Below are 19823 nucleotides of genomic sequence, written 5' to 3'. Positions count from 1 at the left end.
CAGACCTACTTCTGCTCCGGTGCTTCCTGATCGTCGCGGCCAAAGAAACGCGCATAAAGCGTCGGCAATACGAACAGCGTCAGGAGCGTGGAAGAAATCAGCCCTCCGATCACGACAGACGCCAGAGGCCGCTCGACTTCCGCGCCCGATCCGCCTGAAAAGGCCATCGGGAAAAAGCCCAGACTGGCTACGGATGCCGTCGCCAGAACGGGTCGCAACCGGCTCCGCGCGGCCTGAAATGCCGCATCCGCCGCTGCCAGTCCCTGTTCCCGGAACACACGGATCTGGCTAACCAGCACAACACCGTTCAGGATCGCTACGCCAAACAGCGCGATGAACCCGATCCCCGCCGCAATGCTGAAAGGCAGCCCACGCAGCGCCAGCATGAAAATGCCGCCCGTCGCCGCCATCGGCAGGTTGGCAAACACGAGTGACGCCGCGCCGAACGATCCCAAAGCCGCCACGAGCAGCAAAAAAATCAGCGCCAGCGCGATCGGCACGACGATAAACAGACGGTGCAGCGCCGATTGCAGATTGCGGAACTGCCCGGCCCAGACCATCCGGTAGCCCTGTGGCAGTTTCACATTCTGCACCACCGCTTTCTGCGCGGCCGCCACGAACGAACTGACGTCCCGCCCGCGGATATTGGCCTGAACGATCACCCGGCGGTGAATGTTGTCCCGGTCGATGCGCGGCACGCCATCCGACAGCACGATATCCGCGACCTGTGACAGCAGAACCCAGCCCTTCCCATCCGCCCGGCGCACCTGCAGATGGCCGATCCTGTCCGGCGAACTGACCGCATCCGCCCGCAGACGCACCTGCGTGGGAATGATGGCCCCCTGCACTGTCACGGGCTTGCCGACATGACCGCCCACGGCCTCCACCACCGCTAGAATATCCGGCACTGCGACCCCGAGGCGGGCGGCCGCATCGCGGTTGACGTCGATATGCAGGAAAGGCACGGTCCCGCTTCCCTGCAACGCCACATCCGCCGCGCCCGGCACGATTTGCAGCGTCGTGACGACCTCTCCTGCAATCCGGTTCAGCTCCGACAGGTCATCGCCATAGATCGAAATCGCAAGCTGTGTCCTGACCCCGGCGAGCAAATCGTCCATCCGCATCTGGATCGGCTGCGACCATGAATACGCTGCATCCGGCAGGGTTTTCTGCAGGGTGTCATTGATTTTCGTGACCAGTTCCGTCTGGGTGGACGCCGTTTTCCACTCGTCGTGGGGACGCAGGAAAACGAACGTATCGGTCTCGTTCGTCCCCATCGGGTCGGTCGGGATCGCCGCCGTTCCCGTGCTGCTCACAACCGTCCGGACTTCGGGGAAAGAACGCAGGATCTTTTCCTCCGCCGTCACGCTAGCCAGCACCGTCTCCAGCGAGGCTCCGGGCAGGCGCGTCGAGGTCACGACCAGCGAGCCTTCCTCAAGCTGCGGCACGAACTCGCCACCCAGCCGCCCACCGATCAGCACCGCCGTGATAAATGCGACACCCGTGACGATCAGCAGTCGCCCGCTATGGTGCTCGGTCCAGCGCAAAGCGGGCTCGTAATACCGGCGCACGGTCCGTACGAAAGCGGTCTCCCGGTCCGCCTGGACATTGCGCATCAACATTGCTGCAAGAACCGGCACGCAGACGAAGCAGTAAACCAGTGAAGCCAGCAGGGCCATAATGACTGTCTGCGCCATCGGCCGGAACATCTTGCCCTCGATGCCCTGAAGCGTGAGCACCGGCAGATAGACCATGATGATGACGAAAATCGCAAAACTCACCGGCCGCACCACGGCGCGCGCAGCCTCCGCCGTCAACGCGGCAAAGGGCTTTCCTTCCCGGTTCTCGCCGCGCTCGACCATGATGTGTTCCACCACGACGAGCGAGCTGTCCACGATCATCCCGAAATCAATCGCGCCCAGACTCAGCAGATTGGCCGATACGCCAAACAGCCGCATCCCCGCCATCGCCGCGACCAGGGACGCCGGAATGACGGACACGATCACCAGCGCCGCCCGCCAGTCTCCCAGAACGACCACCAGCACAAACAGCACCAGAGCCGCACCGATCAACAGGTTTTCCTTAACCGTATGAATGGTCTGGCCCGTCAGATCCGCCCGGCTGTAAAACGGCTCCAGCGTGACACCCGGCGGCAGGGACTGGCGGATCGTCGGCAGAACATGCCGGATCGCATCCAGCGTCGCATTCGAACTTGCGCCGGTCTGCATCATCACGACGCCAATGACCGCCTCGCCCTGCCCGTCGCGCGTCACGGCTCCAAGCCGCGTGCGGGGCCCTGCGGACACAATGCCCATGTCGCGCAGCCGGATCACATGACCATTCGTGCCAAATTTTACGGGTATGGCGCCAAAATCCGCCAGGCTGCCCACGAGCGCACGCCCGACCACGACATTCTGCTCGGCATGATGCGCAATCCAGCCCCCACCCGACGAGGCATTATTCGTGTCCACGGCCTGAACGATATCGCCGATCGACACACCGAACGCCCTCATCCGCGCCGGATCAACCGCCACCTGATACGTCTCGACCGACCCGCCATTGACGTTGACATCCACCACGCCCGGCACCAGCCGGAGCTGCGGTACGACCGTCCAGGTCATGAGACGGTTCAGTTCCATCAGCGACAGACCGCCGCCCCGGATCTGAAGCTGCATGATCTCGCCCATGCCCGTTGCGAGCGGCCCCATCGACACACTTACGCCCGGAAGCGTGATGCTGTCCCGCGCCGCCTGCAGCCGTTCCGACACCCGCGTCCGGTCCAGATCAATATCCGTCGCATCATCGAACTGGAGATAGACCGCCGACACGCCCGTCCGGGACACAGACCGCAGATCCGTAACGCCTGGAATTCCGGTCAGGCTGGCCTCGACAGGGAAGGTGATGAGCTTCTCGACCTCTTCCGTCGCCAGTCCGGGTGCGGTGACCGAAACCATGACCTGTTTGGGTGAAATATCCGGTACCGGCTCGACCGGCAGTCCCGGCACGGTCATAATCCCGCCGATCATCAGCGCGACAAGCAGGCCCAGCAGGACAAAACGGTTGGACTGGAAAAAATGCAGCATGAAACCCGGTCAGTCCGTATCCAGCCCGCTGACGAGCGACATGGATTTCAGGACGAAACTGCCCTCCGTCACCACGATGTCTCCCACCTTCAGAGGCCCCTGCACGACGGCGCTCTCATCCGTGGCCAGCCTGACCTGGACCTCGCGCGGGGCGTAATGGCCCTCCAACGTCTGGACATAGACAAGATCGTGCCCTTCGATCGTCTGCACCGCACTGGCCGGGACGATCATGCCCTCGACGGCCTCGCTGGTTTCCAAGGTCGCGTCCAGCATGACGCCCGGTCGCAGGAAGGCAACAGGCCGGTCCACAACACAGACGACCTTGACCAGTCCCGTCACCGGATCCGCCACACCATCAATCGTCGTAATTTTCGCATGGAACGGCTCGGCCCGCGTATTTCCTGAAGGCCGAACCGTCACGACACTTCCCACGCCCAGCCGGGACACTTCATCGGGCCGCAGATCCGCGACGATCCACACGCCCGACAGATCCACGACCGTCGCCACGGCCTGCCCCGGCGTCACGTCAGAGGCCACGGAGGTCTGGATGGACTGTACGACACCCCGCACCGGCGAAATGAGCGTGGAGGCCTCATCCTGCACGATCTTTTCCGTCACGGAGGTGAACTCTTCCGTCAGGCGATGCTCGATCAGCCCGATATCCGCTTCCCGCGCCACAACCATGCTGCGGGCCTGCTGCACCGCCGTCTGACGCCGCCGCACTTCCCCGACCGACACCGTACTGCCGACAAGCGACTGCCCGCGACGATAAGCCAGTTCGGCTTCCCCCAGCGTCGCTTTCGCCGAGGCCAGCGCGGCCTGATCCTGCTCCATCTGAAGATGCAGCACATGCAGCGAATGATCGGTGTAATCAATGAGCGCCTGCCCCGGCTCCACCGTCTGCCCCGGTGTCACCCGGACCGCCGTGACTTTGCCGTCCCCGCTTGTACGGATCACGATTGTCCGGGAGAGATCGGCGCTCACCTGAGCCAGCGCCGACACCGTGTCATGCAGTGTTCCCTGACGGACGGTCGCGGTCCGCAGATGCTCCGCGTCCCGCGCCTGCACCCCCAGTGTCAGGGGCTGCATCCAGCCCGGCGATTCAGCCGCATGCGCACAATTCAGAGCACATGCAGCCACCCCGACGATCAGAAAACGTGAAAAGCGGCTCATGGAATGGTCCCCGTCGCAATGCCCATCCGGATAACGGCCGCATGCCAGGCAATCTCCGCACGGTTCAGATCCAGCAGCGCGCGATACGCATCCGTCCGGGCCCGCAGCGCCTCGATCAGCGGCGTCTCGCCCACCCGCCAGGAACGCTCCATCCCGTCCGCCCGGTGCAGCATGGAACTGGCTTCAACGCGGGCATTAGAGCGCGCGCCGGTCGCCGCTACCAGCCGTGCCCGGACCTGTGCCATCTCGTTCCGCACGGCCCGGCGCGCCTCGACTTCCTGTCGTGTTGCCGCAGCCATGCGGTCCCGGGCGGCGGATTCCTGCGGAGTATTCGTCACTGCACTCGGCAGCGGCACCCGCAGATTGACGCCCACCTGCGTATCCCACGGACTCCCATACTGCCCCTGATCAATCGCATCGACGCCAACTTCGGGGTTGGGCATGAAGCTCCTGCGGACCAGCTTCATCTGGTTCTGCGCCGCAATCACGGCCTGATGCGTTGCCCGCACACGCGGATCAATGTCCTCGACCCAGCGTCCGTCATTGGCACGCGTCAGCTCCAGCCAGTGGTCATCCGCCTGCGTGATATCCGGCACCCCCGGCAGGCCGGTCAGGGTCCGCAACTGGCTCGCAGTGGTTTCGATTTCCTCGGCGGCCATGTCCGCTTCGGTCCGGGCCTGGGCGAGCTGTGCTTCCACGGCCTGCTGGTCGGACATCGCAGTCTCGCCCGCATGTCCGGCCCGCTGCACATCGGCCTCGATCCTGCGCAATGCGGACACCGTCGCCAGTGCCGCAGTCTGCCGGCGCATCGCCATGATCGCGGCCCCGGTTGCATCCACGACCCGCACCGCAACGGACATGCGCTCCACATCCAGGCGAACGGTCGCGGTTTTCGCTTCGGCCTTCGCAACGTTCTCAGTGGCCGTGCCTTGTCCGGGCAGCCAGAGCGGCACCGAAACACCCCCCTGCCAGGTGATGTACCCATGATTGTCCCCGCTGATACGGTCATCATAGTATTCACCGCTCAGTGTCGGGCCACCCGCGAACCAGGACTGAGCTGCCTTCGCCCGCGCATCCGCAGACTCCTGATTGGTCTCGAGTTCGATCCGGACGGGATCATTTTTCCACGCCGCGGCAATCGCATCATGCATTGAAAGCGGTGCTGTCATACTCCCTTCGGCACGGCCATTTTCTGCGCCTGCGACACAGATGACAGCCAGAAGCCCCACGTTGGCCCACAGCCTGCACGCGCCCCCTGCAGACCGCGCAACACAAAGGAAATGAAATGCCATTCCCGTCTCATCCCCCGACCGGCGAGACGTGTCAACGGACAGAAATGCGACTGTCTCTCCGCATTCCGGGTGCGTCACGCAGCTGCTGCGTCAATTGCTCCTCTTCCCAAACAGCCTTATGACTCAAAGCTAAGAGTCACTCTCATTTAATGTCCGTCCTTACTCCCCTAGGGCCCAACATCCATGCTGATCCATATCCCGAACGTCCTTTCTCCCGAAGAAGTCCGCCATTTCCGCAACAGGCTGGAAGCGGCCGAGTGGACGGATGGTCGTGTCACGGCCGGAGAACAGTCCGCACGGGCCAAGCTGAATCTCCAGATCCCGCAGGACTCTCCGGAATGCCGCGAACTCGGGGAAACCATCCTGCGCGCCCTAGGCCGCAATCCGACGTTCAACAGCGCGGCCCTGCCGCTGCGCGTCTACCCGCCGCTTTTCAACCGCTACGATACGGGCATGCATTTCGACGCTCATGTGGACAACGCCATCCGCCCCGTCCCCGGCACGGGCATGCGCATCCGCACTGATGTTTCCTCAACGCTGTTCCTCACCGGCCCGGACGAATATGAAGGCGGCGAACTCGTCATTCAGGATACCTACGGCACCCAGAGCGTGAAACTTCCCGCGGGCGACATGGTGCTCTATCCCTCGACCAGCCTGCACAGCGTCAACCGTATCACCAGCGGCAGCCGCTGGGCTTCATTCTTCTGGTCGCAGTCCATGGTGCGTGACGATACGAAGCGCAGACTGCTCTACGACTTCGACTGCTCCATCATCGAGACCCGCAAGTCCTTGCCCGACAGCCACCCCGCCGTCCTTGGCCTGACCTCGACCTATCACAATCTTCTGCGACAGTGGGCGGAACTCTGACCCCCATATCCGTCCCTGCCGACACACATAAAAACAGAAAGGCGGGTTCTCAACCGCATCACCGAGGCGTTATGAAAGATCAGATCGCCTCGGCAATCCGCTGAAAGCCGTCTCTACTGAAAGAAATTAAATAAAAGCTGACATAATCAGCGCAGAAAAGAAAAAACTCTGCAACAGAGCCGGCGAAGATTCACCCGAACACACCCGGACAGCCTTTTAACGAACGTTTAATTATTGTAGGATAATAGTCAATTCTCCTATCGAGAGAGTCAATTCGGGTGATGGAAAAGCAAAGGGATGACTTCAGGCAAAGCCTGAATTCTGTCCAGAACTGGCCACAGGGAGCCCGTGATGACTTTGTCCTTCACGCTCTGGACTGCTCCGCTATTGTCGCCATCACCGATACCCGCGGCCGTATTCTTTCCGTCAACAACCGGTTTGAGGAAATCAGCGGCTACACCCGTGAGCAGCTCATCGGAAACGATCACCGCATGCTGCGCTCAAAGCAGCATGACAAAAAATTCTTTCGCCAGATGTACCGCACGATCGCCTCAGGCAATGTCTGGCATGGCGAGATCTGCAACCGGCGCCAGGACGGCAGTCTGTACTGGGTCGACACCACGATCGTCCCTCATATCTCGGAAAGCGGAAAAGTCACGAGCTATGTGGCCATCCGCTTTGATATCACCGACCGCAAACAGGCTGAAAACCATCTCAAATCAAGCAGGCAGAAACTGCAGAAAGTCGTCAATACAGACTTCCTGACCAAGATTTCGAACCGGCTTCATTTTTCACATACCCTGCGCAGAACACTCCGTACGAGCACCGCAAGCCATATCTGCCTGGCCCTGCTCGACATAGATACCTTCAAAACGATCAACGATACGTCCGGCCACGATTCCGGCGACCGCCTTTTGCGCAAGGTTGCCGAAAAGCTACAGGAATTCGAGAGCGACAGCTGCTTCATCGCCCGCATTGGAGGCGATGAGTTTGCCGTCCTCATGACGGGCGACACTCTGGTCCTGTTCGAGACAATCCTTCAGGACATCCTGGAGCAGATGCGCTTCAGCATCCGCAACCGGACCATGACCCATGCCTGCACCGTGAGTATCGGGTATGTGTCTGTACCCCTGTCCGATGCACGGGAAAAAACCCTTCTGAAATGCGCCGATCTGGCCCTCTATGCTGCCAAAACAGAAGGCCGGAACCGCATGCGGGAATACCATCCTGTCATGGAAGAGAAGCTGGACCTTGCTGCCCGTCTCCGCCGACGCGTCCAGAGTGGCCTGCGCGACCAGAGCATCAAGGTTTTCTACCAGCCCATTTTTTCTCTGAGCGTTCCGGGACGTATTTCGTTCGAAGCCCTTCTGCACTGGGACCATCCGCAGCATAAAGTGCTCTCTCCGCAATATTTCCCCGAAGTTTTCGAAGATCACAGCCTGACCATGACCCTGAATACTTTCGTGACGCACAGGGTCATGGAAGATATGAGCAGACTCCGTGAAAAGAACGTCCGTTTTGAGCGGATCGCCATTAACATCACGTCCTGTGATTTTGAGAATACCGATTTTTTTCGAAAGCTCGACAGCCTCGCGGATGGTATGAACGTTCCACTCAATTCCCTGGCGCTCGAAATTACCGAGAACATCTTCTCGCGGCCACACCATCAACAGGTTGAGCGAGAACTCGATACGCTGCATCGCAAGGGAGTCCAGATTTCTCTGGACGATTTCGGGACGGGATTTGCGTCCCTGACCCACCTCAAGACCATCACGTTCGACTACGTCAAGATCAACCGCGCATTTGTAGCCGGGCTGGAGCGTCACGGGACCGATGCGGCAATCATCAGGGGCGTGATTGACATCGTGCACAGCCTCGGACGCAAGGTGGTCGCCGAAGGTATCAGGAGCGCCTCGCAGGTTCGCGCACTTCTGGAAATGGAATGCGATTTCGTGCAGGGGGATTTTCTGTGCGAAGCGGTGCCTGTGATGGACATCCCGGCCGCGCTGGAAAAAATCCGGTACAAAGCGCTTCTGTAAAAGTCCTTGTACCGGGATGACCTGACGGGCGCTTCAGCCCGTCAGGTCGTGTTACTCAGAAACGCTGATCAATACCGGTGAGGATCGTACGACGCAGACCATATTGCGGTGCCCCGACGCCAATGCCACTGCCATCACGCAGCAGATAGGTCCGGTCAAACAGATTGGTCACATCCAGACGAAGCTGGGTCCGCTTGAGGAAAGGAACGTGGAACAGATCCTTGAAGGACTGGACCAGCGACAGGTTGAACGTTGCGTACTGCGGAACCGAAGCTCCGTTGGGCGTTGCACCGTCAGCCCGCAGGCCGCTGCCGTAAACCATCGTTGCAGACAGGCGCAGCGGATGGCCGGTTCTGTGGAAGAAGGAATAGCTTCCGCCTGCCGAAGCGGTCCAGCGCTGATCGTGATCCAGATGGATCCAGCGCTTGCTGGTATAGGCCAGATCGTCCGGATCGAAGTTCCACTGGGCGGTCGTGATGTCCTTTCCGATCGCGCGGGACCAGGAGAAATTGCCGTAAACGCTGAAGGCACCACGGGTATAGTCAGTGGCGAATTCATAGCCATGAACCTGACCGCGACGGTAATTGAACGCCGACAGAATGACGGGAGAGCCAAACTGGCCTTCGTCGATCATGTTTTTAGCGAGCTTCACATAGGCATCAAAAGAGGCATGCCAACCCGGCAGGATGGTCTGAGAGAAGCCCGCATCGAAATAATGGTCACGCTCGGCCTTGACGTTGCTGTTCAGGAACGTTCCTGGAGCGGCAGACGTATTGGCGAACTTGTTAAGCGAAGTGCCTCCCACCAGCTCGAACGGCGGCGGCGTGAAGTAACGGGAATATCCCGCATGGAACGTCCCGCCATGCCAGGGCTTGTAGACAATATTCAGGCGAGGGCTGACCTGCTTGGCGTGCGTATATTCATCCACGCCATCGAAACGCAGACCATAATTGACTGTCAGGTTCTTGAGCGGACGCCACTCGTCCTGGGCATAGAGCCCGTACATCCAGCCCGTACGGCCCGTTCCATCATGAATGGTAAGCGGATTGTCGGAATAAACCGCACCCCCGTCGGCATCTTCACCCGTCTGGGGATAAACGGTTGAATCCGATTTGGAAACATTTCGTTCGACATAGATCTGATAACCGAAGCGGACAGTGTGATCCTTCGCGGCCTGCCATGTCGCGTCGGACTGTGTTCCCGTCGAGAAGACCGAACGGGCCGCACGCTGTGCAATGCCGTTATAGACCAGGTCGCCCAGCGGATCGGGCGAATACCGCAGGGAACTGTAGCGCATCACGGCGGAGGTCTGGAAGCTCAGCTTGCCCATGTCCTTCTGCAGGGACAGGATGCCGAAATCCGTAATTTCCTTCTGATGTTCGTTCAGGCTTGAGCTGTCGCCATTGCCGTAAAGCTGCTGTGACAGGTCGCTGCCAGCAAAGGACGGATTGGCAAACTGGCGCTGCTGCCCCGGATTGTTGGGGAGCTGGTATTCCGCATTGGACACACCGGCCGTGAAGCTGATGCGGGTATTTTCATCAACCGTGTAACGGCCATGCCCGAGAAAATGATACTGGTTCGTCAGATCGTGCAGGGCATTGAAGCTCGGTGTCGTGTTTTCGATACCGACACGGTTATGCACGAAATCACCCGTCGCAAACCAGTCCCACTTGCCGTGATGACCCCCGAACTGCACGGACGGAAAGAAATAATCGCGCGCGCCACCGTAAATCGAAACGTCTCCGCCCGCATCCGAATATCCGTTCTTCGTGGTGATATCGATCACGCCTGCCTGAAGGAATCCGTATTCACTGGGGAGCGCGCCGGTCGTCAGCGACATGGAATGGGCAAAGCGCGTCATGAGCGTCTGTCCGAAAACGCTCATGCCTTCCGGAAGGGCCACGCCATCCAGACGGAACTGCACTTCATTATGATCGCCACGAACATGGATCTGGCCGTAACTGTCCTGCGCCACACCCGGAGCCTGAAGCAGCAGGGCGTTCAGCGGAGCATTGTCGCCGCCCGGATTGGTCTCGATCGCCTGACGCGAAAAATTGTAGACCGTGGCCCCTGTTGAAGGCTGAAGCGCGGCCCGGGCGCGCTCGAGATGGGCGTTGACAGTAACGGCATCTTCGCCCGTGCGGCTTGTTTCCGTCGTTGTCGTCCCATGCTGGTCATCGGTGTGGCCGAAGCTGGAACGGGCAGCGGAAGCCTCATCATCCGTCTGGGCGTCAGCGGAAGCCGCAGCCGTCTGGGAAGAGGTTGCAGACGGCGTTACCGACTGCGCAAACGCGGAATCGGCAAGGGCGGTGGTGCAGCCCAGCAACAGCAGAAAAGAACGGGCAGACACAATAGACGGCATGAAACCTCCGGACGGGGATGCAGGCAGAGACGAAGGATTGTCAGAGCGGCTCTCTTATTATGTTATATCATAACGATTCAAGTGAAATCTGCCGCCTCACCCGCCATGATGCGTTGCGCGTTGGCGCTGTTGCACAAGTACAATATAAGCACCGTGAATTGCCGGGTTTGTCCGCCTTTCCGGACAGACTGCCCACGACTGACGCTGCCCTTCCCAGGAGCTCCGATTTTTCCCATGACGCTTCGCAAGGCCCTTCTCCTGAGCGCCAGCCTTCTCGGCCCATCCCTCGCCCTCGCGGCCCCGACGGAGAAACCAAAGACACTGCCCGGAAAAGCTATCGCGCCTCATCGGACGAAGGCCCATCCGTCAGTCGCGAAGTCAGTCCCGCGCAAAGCCGGCCCCCTGTCCGTTCAGGCCCGTGATACCGAAACAATCGCCGTCACCGCACGCCGCACGGATTTCGCCTTCGCTGCCGCACAGCATCTTCCCGACGCTGATACCCGCCTCAGTGCAGAGCGCCTGATCCAGCGCGGCGTTATAACCCTGCGCGATCTGGAGCGCGTGGCGCCCAATCTGACGATCCAGTCGATCAACGGGACGGCCTCGACCAATTTCTATCTGCGTGGCGTCGGCTTCAACGACTTCACCATGAACAACATCCCCACCGTCATGACCTATTTCGATGACGTGCCCTTCGCGTTATCGACCATGTCGAGCGGCCTGATGTTCGATCTGGCGGACGCCACAGTTGCACCCGGTCCCGTCGGGACCACGCACGGGCAGTCCGATACCGGCGGCGAAATCCGCTTCCGCACTGCCGACCCGACCAGCAGCTGGCATTACGGGGCCAGTCAGGACATTGCGTCCTATGCCCGAAGCCGCAGCGAAGCCTATGTTTCAGGCCCGATCGCCAAGGGGCTCGATTTCCGTCTGGCCGGACAGATCCGGCAGGGTGGCGGCTGGCAGACCGACCCGCAGAACGGTGCCCATCTGGGCGATGCAGACTCCTATGCCCTGCGCGGCAAGCTGCGCTGGCATTCGGACGACAACCGCACCACGGTCCTGCTGTCCGGACATTTCGTGCAGGACAACAGTCAGGTCGTGACCAGTCAGGCCGTCCATCGCCTGATTGGCACAGCCGCTCTCCCGCATCTGGGCCAGCAGCAGGCCGAATGGTCCATGCGGCCACAGTTCGCAAACCTGATCGGACGTCCGGAAGGGCTCAAACCCAGCGAACACAACCAGTTCTGGGGCTGGGACCTGCATATGGACCATGACTTCGGGTTTGCAAAACTCACCTCCGTCACGGCATTTGAGACCGAGCGGCAGGGCGAATACACCGATCAGGACGGCACGTCGCGCGCCGAAGCCGACACCTACCGCACCATCAGTGCCAACGCTTTCACGCAGGAGCTGCGTCTGGGCTCCAGCAATCCCGACAGCCGCCTGCAATGGGTCGTCGGCGCGTTCTACCAGCGCAGCCGGATGAAACAGCGCTTCTTCTTCGACTACACCGACTATGCGGCCCGCGGTTACATGATGGCGACGTCCTTTTCCATGAATCAGGAAAGCACGTCCGAATTTGGCCATGTCAGCTACCGGCTGCCCCATAACGTCACGCTGTTTGCGGGCCTGCTGCACGAAATTGACGACCGCAGCCTGCCGGGCTTGACGTCTGAAATCTTCGGCGGCAAGACCACGGCCTTCCACGGTGAGAGCACGGCCTCAGCCCAGTTTGCCGGACAGGTCGGCGTCTCATGGCAGGCGACAAAAACCACGCTCGTCTATTACAAGATGAGCAAGGGCTTCAAACCTGGCGGTTTCAGCGCCAACAACACCCAGATCCAGGCCCAGCTTGATCCGTTCGGACCGGAGACGGTGCTGACCTACGAACTCGGCTTCAAGAGCGATCCCATCCCCAATGTCCTGCGCCTGAACGGTGCGGCCTTCTATAACGACTTCCACGGCCAGCAGGTCGTTGGAACAGTGATGATCCCGAATTACGGCCCGCTCAGCGAAATCACGAACGTCCCGAAATCCGAAAGCTGGGGTTTTGAAGGGACGATCGAACTCCACCCCGTGCGCCATGTTTTCGTGACGCAGAACATCGGCTGGCAGCGCGGGAATTATCAGGACTTCCTGAACGTCAACCGCGCCGCCACGAACGCGGCCTATGCCAAGACAGGCGTCTGGCGGGCCATCAACAGCAATTTCGCTGGCGTGGACAACGGACAGCCTAAACTCACCCTGAACGGTCAGGCAGAATGGCGGCAGCCTCTGACCTCAGCTCTGGGGCTCGATGTGGGGCCGGACTGGTCGTATCGTGGCAGCCAGGCCATCGCGGTTGGCGGCACCGGATTCTATCGCCTGCCGCCTTATTTCCTGCTCGGCGCCCATGCGACCCTTCGCCCTTCATCGGGAAAATGGGAAGCCACGATCTACGCTTCCAACCTGCTCAACCGCAGCTTTTTCGAAAGTGGCGGGATGGCGACGACAACCTATTTCTACATCCCCGGGCCGCCGCGCTTCATCGGCGGCCGAGTTTCCTGCGGCTTCTGAAAACCTCGGGGCCGGATCAGCAGGAAATCAGGCAGTGCGCGAGCGACTGGATTTCCTGAAGATTCTTCTCGGTATTCATGGGCTCGCGTCCCAGCATGTTCATTGCCCGGAAGTGGATTGTGCTGAGCAGCATGTCCAGAATCGTATCCGGATCCTGGCAGAAAACTTTCTCGCCACGCCGACTTGCACGCTCAAGGAAAAGGGCCATCTGCGCACGGGCAGGTGCCACGCTCGTTTCCCACAGAACCTGACCGAACTGTGGATCATGCACGGCCTCACCCAGCAGGGTCCCATAAGTACGGCCCAGCGGTGTGGCGAGGAACCGGACACGCGCCGCGATCAGTTCGTCTACGTCCCCGGCAAAGCTTCCCGTGTCGATCTGCGGCGTCAGATCGTCGCGCCACAGACGAATGGCATCGAAGAACATCGCCTGTTTGGTTGGCCAGCGCCGATAGACCGTGGCGGTCGAAACGCCAGCGGCTTTTGCCACGCGACTGATCGTCAGGCCCTGATAGCCTTCCTCCGCCAGAACCTGCGCGATCGCCGCGAGGATATTGTCTTTCAGGCTGAGATTGATGGGCCGTCCCGGCGCACGGATCAGTGCGCGGTCCCGAACGGGAACATGCACTGGCTTTAGCGGTAAAGTATGTGTCACTGCGGTCTGCGACATGAGTGTTCCCCTTCCTGACCATTTTATCGGTCGACATGATCTCTTGAGTTAACGCAGCTAGTCAGAGATGGACGCTTCGTTACAACACGCAATTGCGTTTATTTGATATCAAAAGATGTCCATTTTCCATCAGGGAATCACATGGCTCGCCTGAAGCGCTGTTCTCTTGGCCTGAACTGCTGCTGCATCCATCGGAACAGACCGAACCGAGGCGATCTCCTGAGCAGAAATCCCGGACGACGATCCTCCGCCAAGAGTCGCGGCATAATTCAGCACAGCGGCAATATCGTCATCGGACAGCGCCTTGAACGACGGCATGAAGCCCTTATAGGACTGCCCTTCCACCAGGATCGGACCATGCAGCCCGTTCACCAGAACGGCAGCAAGATACGCCTTCCCTTCGGATGAGGCCGCAATTGCACCAACCCGTCCCGCCAATGCCGGGAAAGCACCCGGTCGGCCTGCGCCCGCAGGACCGTGACACATCGCGCATTTCCCCGCGTACAGGGCTGCACCATCCGCCGCCATCGCCGCCGAGGTCACGAACGGCCCCACGCCGAGAAGGCCCGCCAGCATGATCCTGAACCCATGTCTCTTCGTCATGGCCCGAAGCCCTCCGGAATATGCGTTGCCGTAGCAGTTTGAAACACATTACCTCCCGGTTCGTCTGAAAGCTACCGCCTCCAGACGGCGGCCCGCGTCTTTCTCGAAACCGCAAATCCGCCTATCCTGCGCGCATCTTTCCTGCCGGGGTCCGGCACAGTTGGCAGAGGTTCCGCATGACCCAGAGCGAGACACCCCCTCCCCCGGGCGGCACGAAACGACGCGATCTGCTGACGACCGCAACCGTAACACTGGGCTGCGCGGGTGCCTGCGCCCTTGCCCTCCCTTTCCTCAACAGCCTGAAAAACCCGGTCGCCACGACCCTTTCCGACAGAACGCTGGAGGTCGATCTGTCCTCTCTTGCTCCCGGACAGGACATGACCGTGCAGTGGCAGGACTGGCCCATTTTCATCCAGCATCGCACACCACAGATGCTGGCCGCCCTACAGACGCCCGGCCACATCGCTACCCTGCGAGACGCGGACTCGAAAATGCTCCAGCAGCCGAAGGACGCCACGAACTGGCACCGTTCGGTCCGCCCCGATTATGGCGTTCTGGTGGGGATCTGCACCCATCTGGGCTGCGTCCCGTCTTTCGAGAAACCCGGCTCGACGCCCGAGGCGGCGGGGGGATATTTCTGCCCCTGTCACGGCTCACATTTCGACGCCGCAGGCCGCGTCGCACAACGCGCGCCCGCGCCGTATAATCTGCCGGTCCCGCCCGTGACGTTCCTCTCCGACACGAAAATCCGCATTGGCCACAGCGCGGGCGATCCGGGGTTCAGCATGTCCGACATCCAGCAGATCTGAGGACCGGCCCCCATGCCCATACCCGAGAAAACTCCCGGCTGGCTTGAACGGCGCCTGCCCGTCATGAGCGTTTTACGCCGAGAATACATCGCCTTTCCGATGCCCCGGAACCTCAATGCCCTGTGGAGCTTCGGCGCGTTCCTGATCGTGACAATGGCCGCCATGGTCGCCAGCGGCCTGTTCCTCGCCATCAACTATACCCCCGACATTACGCAGGCCTTCGCCAGCGTCGAAGCCATAGACCGGCAGATCCCCTCAGGCTGGTTTTTGCGCAGCCTGCATATGGGCGGCGTGACCATGCTGTTCGCCTGCCTCTACATCCATATCGCGCGCAGCCTCTGGTACGGCTCCTACAAAGCCCCGCGCGAACTGCTCTGGCTGACGGGGCTGGGCCTGATGCTGATGGTGATGGTCACGGCGTTCGCGGGTTACGTCCTGCCCTGGGGACAGATGTCCTATTGGGGCGCCACGGTGGTCCTGAACGCGGTCCATACCATTCCCCTGATCGGCAAGCCGGTTTCCGAACTGCTTCTGGGCGGCGAAACGCTGGGAAACACGGCCCTGCACCGCCTGTTCGTGCTGCATTTCACGATGGCTTTTGCGATCCTCGCCGTCATCGCCCTGCATGTTGCGGCCCTGCATGTGGTGAAGCCGAACAACCCTTCCGGCATTGACCCTGTCAGCCCGAAACAGACCCTGCCGTTCCATCCGTATTACACCAGCCGGGACGGCTTCGCGCTCTGTCTGTTTTTGATGGTCTATGCCGGGCTGGTCTTTTTCCTGCCCGACCTGCTGACGCTCGCGGACAATTATGTTCAGGCCAATCCGCTCGTCACACCGCGTGACATCCGGCCGGAATGGTATTTTGCACCATTTTACGCAATTCTCCGCGCGGTGCCGTCCCGCCTCGGAGGGCTGCTCCTCGCTGTGGGCAGTCTGGCCGTTCTGTTCACCCTGCCCTCGCTGGACCGTTCACCCACCCGTCCGGCCACACGGCGCCCACTGGTGCGGCTGTCCCTGCCGCTGGCTTTTGTGTCGTTCATTCTGCTGGGCATCGCGGGAATGCATCCGCCGACCGAAACATGGCTGATCCTCAGCCGGGTGGCGATGGCATGGTGGTTTATCCATTTTCTGGTGGTGATGCCGCTCGTCTCGGAACGGGAGATCACATCATGAGACGCCTGCTCCGGGATCTCGTGCTTACCAGCCTCGCCTCTCTTCTCACCGCGCTCCCTGCCTGCGCCAGCACCCCGGCCCAGCGCGGCCTGATCGTCTTTCAGCAGGTCTGCGCCGCCTGCCACGGCATGGACCATGTCGATTACGGCGATATGGCCGCCTTCGGACTGTCACCGGACGCCATCCGCAACTGGGCGGCCGATCAGCAGATCCCGAACGGAACGGACGACAATGGCGACCCGAAAACCCGTCCCGCCACACCCGCCGATCCCATCCTTTCGCCCTATCCCAACGAGGCCATAGGGCGCCTTGCCAATCACGGACTGCTCCCGCCCGATCTGTCCCGGCTGGCCATGACGCTGCATGGCGGCCCGGACCAGATCCAGCGCATTCTCCTGTCCTATGCTCCCACACCTGCGGGCGTAAAACTTGATGACGGCCGCTATTACAACACGGCCCTGAAATGGAAGCATATCGGCATGCCTCCACCCCTTCAGGACGGCATGCTGACCTATCCGGACGGCACAAAAGCCACCACCACACAGATGGCAACCGACGTTTCGGCCTTCCTCAACGACGTCGCACACCCGCACACAGCAGAACGCAGACGGATCGGCCTCTACGTCCTCACCTATCTCGCCTTGATGGCGATCCTGACCTTCCTGCTGCAACGCAGGATCTGGAAATCACGCCCCTGATGACTGTCGTGCTTACAGATGCGAGGCACGATCCATACGATGCGCCTCGCGATAGGTCAGGGGCATGACCGCCAACCCCTGAACCGTCTCGATCACGTCCAGCTCCGCATTTCCAAGCAGCCGCACCAGCGCATCCCGCGGCGTATACTGCCCCCTGACGGCCACGCTGCTCCCGTCCTGCAAAAGCGCGTCGTCCATCAGAACCGGGCATCGCGTCTTGCGCTCCAGCTCTGCGACAGCCGCTGCAAGGGTTTTTGTGTCGATCTGCAAGTCGGCTTTGCGAACCGGACAGATATCAGGCGTCCGCGTCACGGTTTCTCCCCATCCAGGCACGCTGAGAACGCACACACAGACCATCACCCGCAACCCCATCCGCACAGATCCGGATGCGAGACGACGCCATGTCAAATACTCAGGATACGGACGGTCTCGCATGCCCGTGACTCCTTCTGGGCACACCCCGCCTCATACTGCTGGCAGGCCGGCCAGAGGAAGAAACGCAACAGCCGGAAGGACGCCTTACCCCTCCCGTTCTTTTGAAGAGCAGACCGAAACGCTTAAAACGTCGGCGGCGTACAGGCGCTGATGATTTCGCATCCTTCGGAACTCAGACATCGGAACCGGTGGGGCTGGCGACTGTCAAAATGATACGCATCCCCCGGCCCAAGGATCTCCTGCCGGTCTCCGACCGTGATTTCCACGCGCCCGTGAAGGATAAAGCCGCCTTCCTCGCCTTCATGGGCATAGACCGCAGCCCCCGTATCGGCACCGGAAACATAGTTTTCCCGCAGGATCTGCAGCGTCCTGCCGAATGATGGCGCGCCCACCTGACGGAACACCACGCCCCCCTGCTCGAATGTCAGCAGTTCGTCCGCGCGGTAAAAGATCTTGTCACCGCCTTCCGGGGCGATACTGAAAAATTCACCAAGCGTGACGGGAATCCCGTCCAGAACACGCTTGAGCGTCCCGACGGAGGGGTTCATATCTCCGGATTCGATCAGGGAAATCGTGGAGTTGGTGACGCCGGTCCGCTTGGCCAGCTCACGCTGTGACAGGTTCCTGGCCGTCCGGACAAACCGCAGGCGTGCTCCCAGATCCATCCTGTCCCATGCCCCTTATCCTGTTCCGTGTCATGAGTATGTCATATCGAAACAGAAAGGAAACCATGAAAATCGTTATACCGGGGGGTAGTATTATTTTTTCGTATTCCTGTCCGGGCCGTTCTTCGGACAAAGGCATGTGAGCCCGGAACATATGGCCCGCAAAGCCGTTCTGGAGTAGACAAACTCCCAGAACGGCGTGTGCGGACTTCCGGCTGTTCCAGTCAAGGCTCCGCGATTTTAGCAGAGACAGGATGGACGACTGATGCTGTATGTTTCGACGGGGTGTTTCACCCTCACGGTCATCATGGGCGTGTGGCTCGCCATTTTCGCGGCCCGCTACAAACGCCCTTTCCGCTTCCTCACGCCCGTTCACGTCGGATCGGCCATCGTGGGAGCGGTCTTCCTCATCATTGCCATCAGCAATGGTGACAACCGTCTCATGCTGAACGTGGCACTCGCTGTCGCCATCGCAGCCTTCGGTGTTTTGATGGCATTTTTCCGCAGGCGCGGCGCCATGATCGCACCGCTCTATATGTGTCACATCCTGCTGGCGGTCATGTTCTATTTCTCGATGGTCTGCTTCACGATTTTTCCGAATTTCGGCCTCGACTGATGCCTTTTACAGTGCGGCAAGACTCTTCCAGATCATGTAAGCCGCAACCGTGAAAATGACGCAGGCAAAGAACGTCGTCAGTGCAGGGCCGGAGCCTGAAAGACGCTTCGCCGCACGGGTTCCCAGCAAGCTGCCGACCACACCGCCCGCAACGAACAGCAGACCCATCGTCCAGTCCACATAGCCCGAGAGCATGTAACTCAATGCCGTACTCGACCCCAACGCCGCCACCGCGACCAGGGACGTGCCAACCGCATTGAGAATGGGCATCCGCGTGCAGGCGATCAGCGCCGGCACGATCAGGAACCCGCCCCCAATTCCAAAAAACCCGGACAGCAGCCCTGTCCCGCCCCCGGCCAGCATGACGCGCGGCATGTTCTGGCGGTTGCACGCAGCCCCCGCCTCGCCCTTGTTGCGGCGCCCCCGCAGCATGAGGACGCCCACGACGATCATGAGCAGCGCAAAACACAGCAACAGCTTCTCGCCATTGACCGCCTTGCCTGCTGCCGCTCCGATCAACGCGCCTGCCACGCCGCAGGGCGCGAAAATGCCCGCACATTTCCATTTGACCGTCCCGGCGCGGGCATGGCTGACCAGCCCGGCCAGAGCATTGACCGCCACTGCCATGGCGCTCGTTCCAATGGCGACATGGGCGTTTTTCACACCCACGACATAGACCATCAGAGGAACGGCCAGAATGGACCCGCCTCCCCCGATCAGTCCCAGCGTAAACCCGATCAGAACACCGCAGGCCAGCTCAAGGGCAATATGCACGA

At 60.6% G+C, this 19823-nt stretch carries 16 protein-coding genes; 7 read left to right on the top strand and 9 right to left on the bottom strand.

Going from position 1 to position 19823, the window contains the following annotated elements; genetic code table 11:
• Positions 1–5 precede the first annotated feature (5 nt).
• Genes A0U94_RS01405 through A0U94_RS01395 form a run of 3 tightly spaced genes read right to left on the bottom strand, consistent with a single transcriptional unit; the run spans position 6 to position 5425 of the window.
• Positions 6–3083: an efflux RND transporter permease subunit gene (locus tag A0U94_RS01405; protein WP_077802221.1), complete on the bottom strand. Its 3078-nt coding sequence runs from the start codon at positions 3081–3083 to the stop codon at positions 6–8.
• Positions 3084–3092: 9 nt separating this feature from the next.
• Positions 3093–4256, bottom strand: coding sequence for an efflux RND transporter periplasmic adaptor subunit (locus tag A0U94_RS01400; RefSeq protein ID WP_077802220.1), 1164 nt, complete (start codon positions 4254–4256; stop codon positions 3093–3095).
• Complete coding sequence (locus tag A0U94_RS01395; RefSeq protein WP_167369391.1) at positions 4253–5425, bottom strand: TolC family protein; 1173 nt, start codon at positions 5423–5425, stop codon at positions 4253–4255. The genes A0U94_RS01400 and A0U94_RS01395 overlap by 4 nt, the downstream gene beginning before the upstream one ends.
• Positions 5426–5731: 306 nt before the next feature.
• Between A0U94_RS01395 and A0U94_RS01390 the strand changes: the two genes are divergently transcribed.
• Together A0U94_RS01390 and A0U94_RS01385 are read left to right on the top strand one after the other, a co-directional pair.
• Complete coding sequence (locus A0U94_RS01390) at positions 5732–6415, top strand: Fe2+-dependent dioxygenase (RefSeq protein WP_077802219.1); 684 nt, start codon at positions 5732–5734, stop codon at positions 6413–6415.
• Between the two features lie 281 nt (positions 6416–6696).
• Entirely contained in the window at positions 6697–8454 is a 1758-nt protein-coding gene (locus A0U94_RS01385; protein WP_077802218.1) for a putative bifunctional diguanylate cyclase/phosphodiesterase, read from the top strand.
• Positions 8455–8509: 55 nt separating this feature from the next.
• Here A0U94_RS01385 and A0U94_RS01380 read toward each other — a convergent pair whose 3' ends face one another.
• Positions 8510–10816: a TonB-dependent receptor gene (locus A0U94_RS01380; RefSeq protein ID WP_062031699.1), complete on the bottom strand. Its 2307-nt coding sequence runs from the start codon at positions 10814–10816 to the stop codon at positions 8510–8512.
• A gap of 234 nt (positions 10817–11050) precedes the next feature.
• Between A0U94_RS01380 and A0U94_RS01375 the strand changes: the two genes are divergently transcribed.
• Entirely contained in the window at positions 11051–13375 is a 2325-nt protein-coding gene (locus A0U94_RS01375) for a TonB-dependent receptor (protein ID WP_077802217.1), read from the top strand.
• Positions 13376–13391: 16 nt separating this feature from the next.
• Here A0U94_RS01375 and A0U94_RS01370 read toward each other — a convergent pair whose 3' ends face one another.
• Both A0U94_RS01370 and A0U94_RS01365 read right to left on the bottom strand, forming a co-directional pair.
• Positions 13392–14045: a TetR/AcrR family transcriptional regulator gene (locus A0U94_RS01370; RefSeq protein WP_077802216.1), complete on the bottom strand. Its 654-nt coding sequence runs from the start codon at positions 14043–14045 to the stop codon at positions 13392–13394.
• Positions 14046–14174: 129 nt separating this feature from the next.
• Entirely contained in the window at positions 14175–14648 is a 474-nt protein-coding gene (locus tag A0U94_RS01365) for a c-type cytochrome (protein WP_077802215.1), read from the bottom strand.
• 176 nt (positions 14649–14824) lie between these two features.
• Between A0U94_RS01365 and petA the strand changes: the two genes are divergently transcribed.
• From petA to A0U94_RS01350, 3 genes are read left to right on the top strand one after another with little or no spacing between them, the layout of a single operon-like run.
• The gene (gene petA / locus A0U94_RS01360) at positions 14825–15457 is read left to right on the top strand and encodes a ubiquinol-cytochrome c reductase iron-sulfur subunit (RefSeq protein WP_077802214.1); all 633 of its coding nucleotides are present in this window, start codon (positions 14825–14827) and stop codon (positions 15455–15457) included.
• Between the two features lie 12 nt (positions 15458–15469).
• Complete coding sequence (locus tag A0U94_RS01355) at positions 15470–16633, top strand: cytochrome b (RefSeq protein ID WP_077802213.1); 1164 nt, start codon at positions 15470–15472, stop codon at positions 16631–16633.
• Positions 16630–17331, top strand: coding sequence for a cytochrome c1 (locus A0U94_RS01350; RefSeq protein WP_077802212.1), 702 nt, complete (start codon positions 16630–16632; stop codon positions 17329–17331). Before A0U94_RS01355 ends, A0U94_RS01350 begins: the two co-directional genes overlap by 4 nt.
• A 12-nt stretch (positions 17332–17343) precedes the next feature.
• On the opposite strand, the gene A0U94_RS01345 is transcribed toward A0U94_RS01350, so the two are convergent.
• Positions 17344–17766, bottom strand: coding sequence for an STN domain-containing protein (locus A0U94_RS01345; protein WP_149026637.1), 423 nt, complete (start codon positions 17764–17766; stop codon positions 17344–17346).
• 122 nt (positions 17767–17888) lie between these two features.
• Complete coding sequence (locus A0U94_RS01340) at positions 17889–18431, bottom strand: cupin domain-containing protein (protein WP_062109207.1); 543 nt, start codon at positions 18429–18431, stop codon at positions 17889–17891.
• A gap of 265 nt (positions 18432–18696) precedes the next feature.
• Between A0U94_RS01340 and A0U94_RS01335 the strand changes: the two genes are divergently transcribed.
• Positions 18697–19047 carry a hypothetical protein gene (locus A0U94_RS01335; RefSeq protein ID WP_062031726.1) on the top strand — a complete coding sequence of 117 codons (351 nt, stop codon included), beginning with the start codon at positions 18697–18699 and terminating at the stop codon, positions 19045–19047.
• Positions 19048–19053: 6 nt separating this feature from the next.
• Here A0U94_RS01335 and A0U94_RS01330 read toward each other — a convergent pair whose 3' ends face one another.
• Positions 19054–19821, bottom strand: coding sequence for a sulfite exporter TauE/SafE family protein (locus tag A0U94_RS01330; RefSeq protein WP_077802210.1), 768 nt, complete (start codon positions 19819–19821; stop codon positions 19054–19056).
• Positions 19822–19823: the final 2 nt, after the last annotated feature.

Origin of the sequence: Gluconobacter albidus (genome assembly GCF_002005485.1) — a bacterium.
Classification (GTDB): Bacteria; Pseudomonadota; Alphaproteobacteria; order Acetobacterales; family Acetobacteraceae; genus Gluconobacter; species Gluconobacter albidus.
Note: the sequence above shows the minus strand (reverse complement) of the source record. Positions and strands in the feature narration are given on the sequence as shown.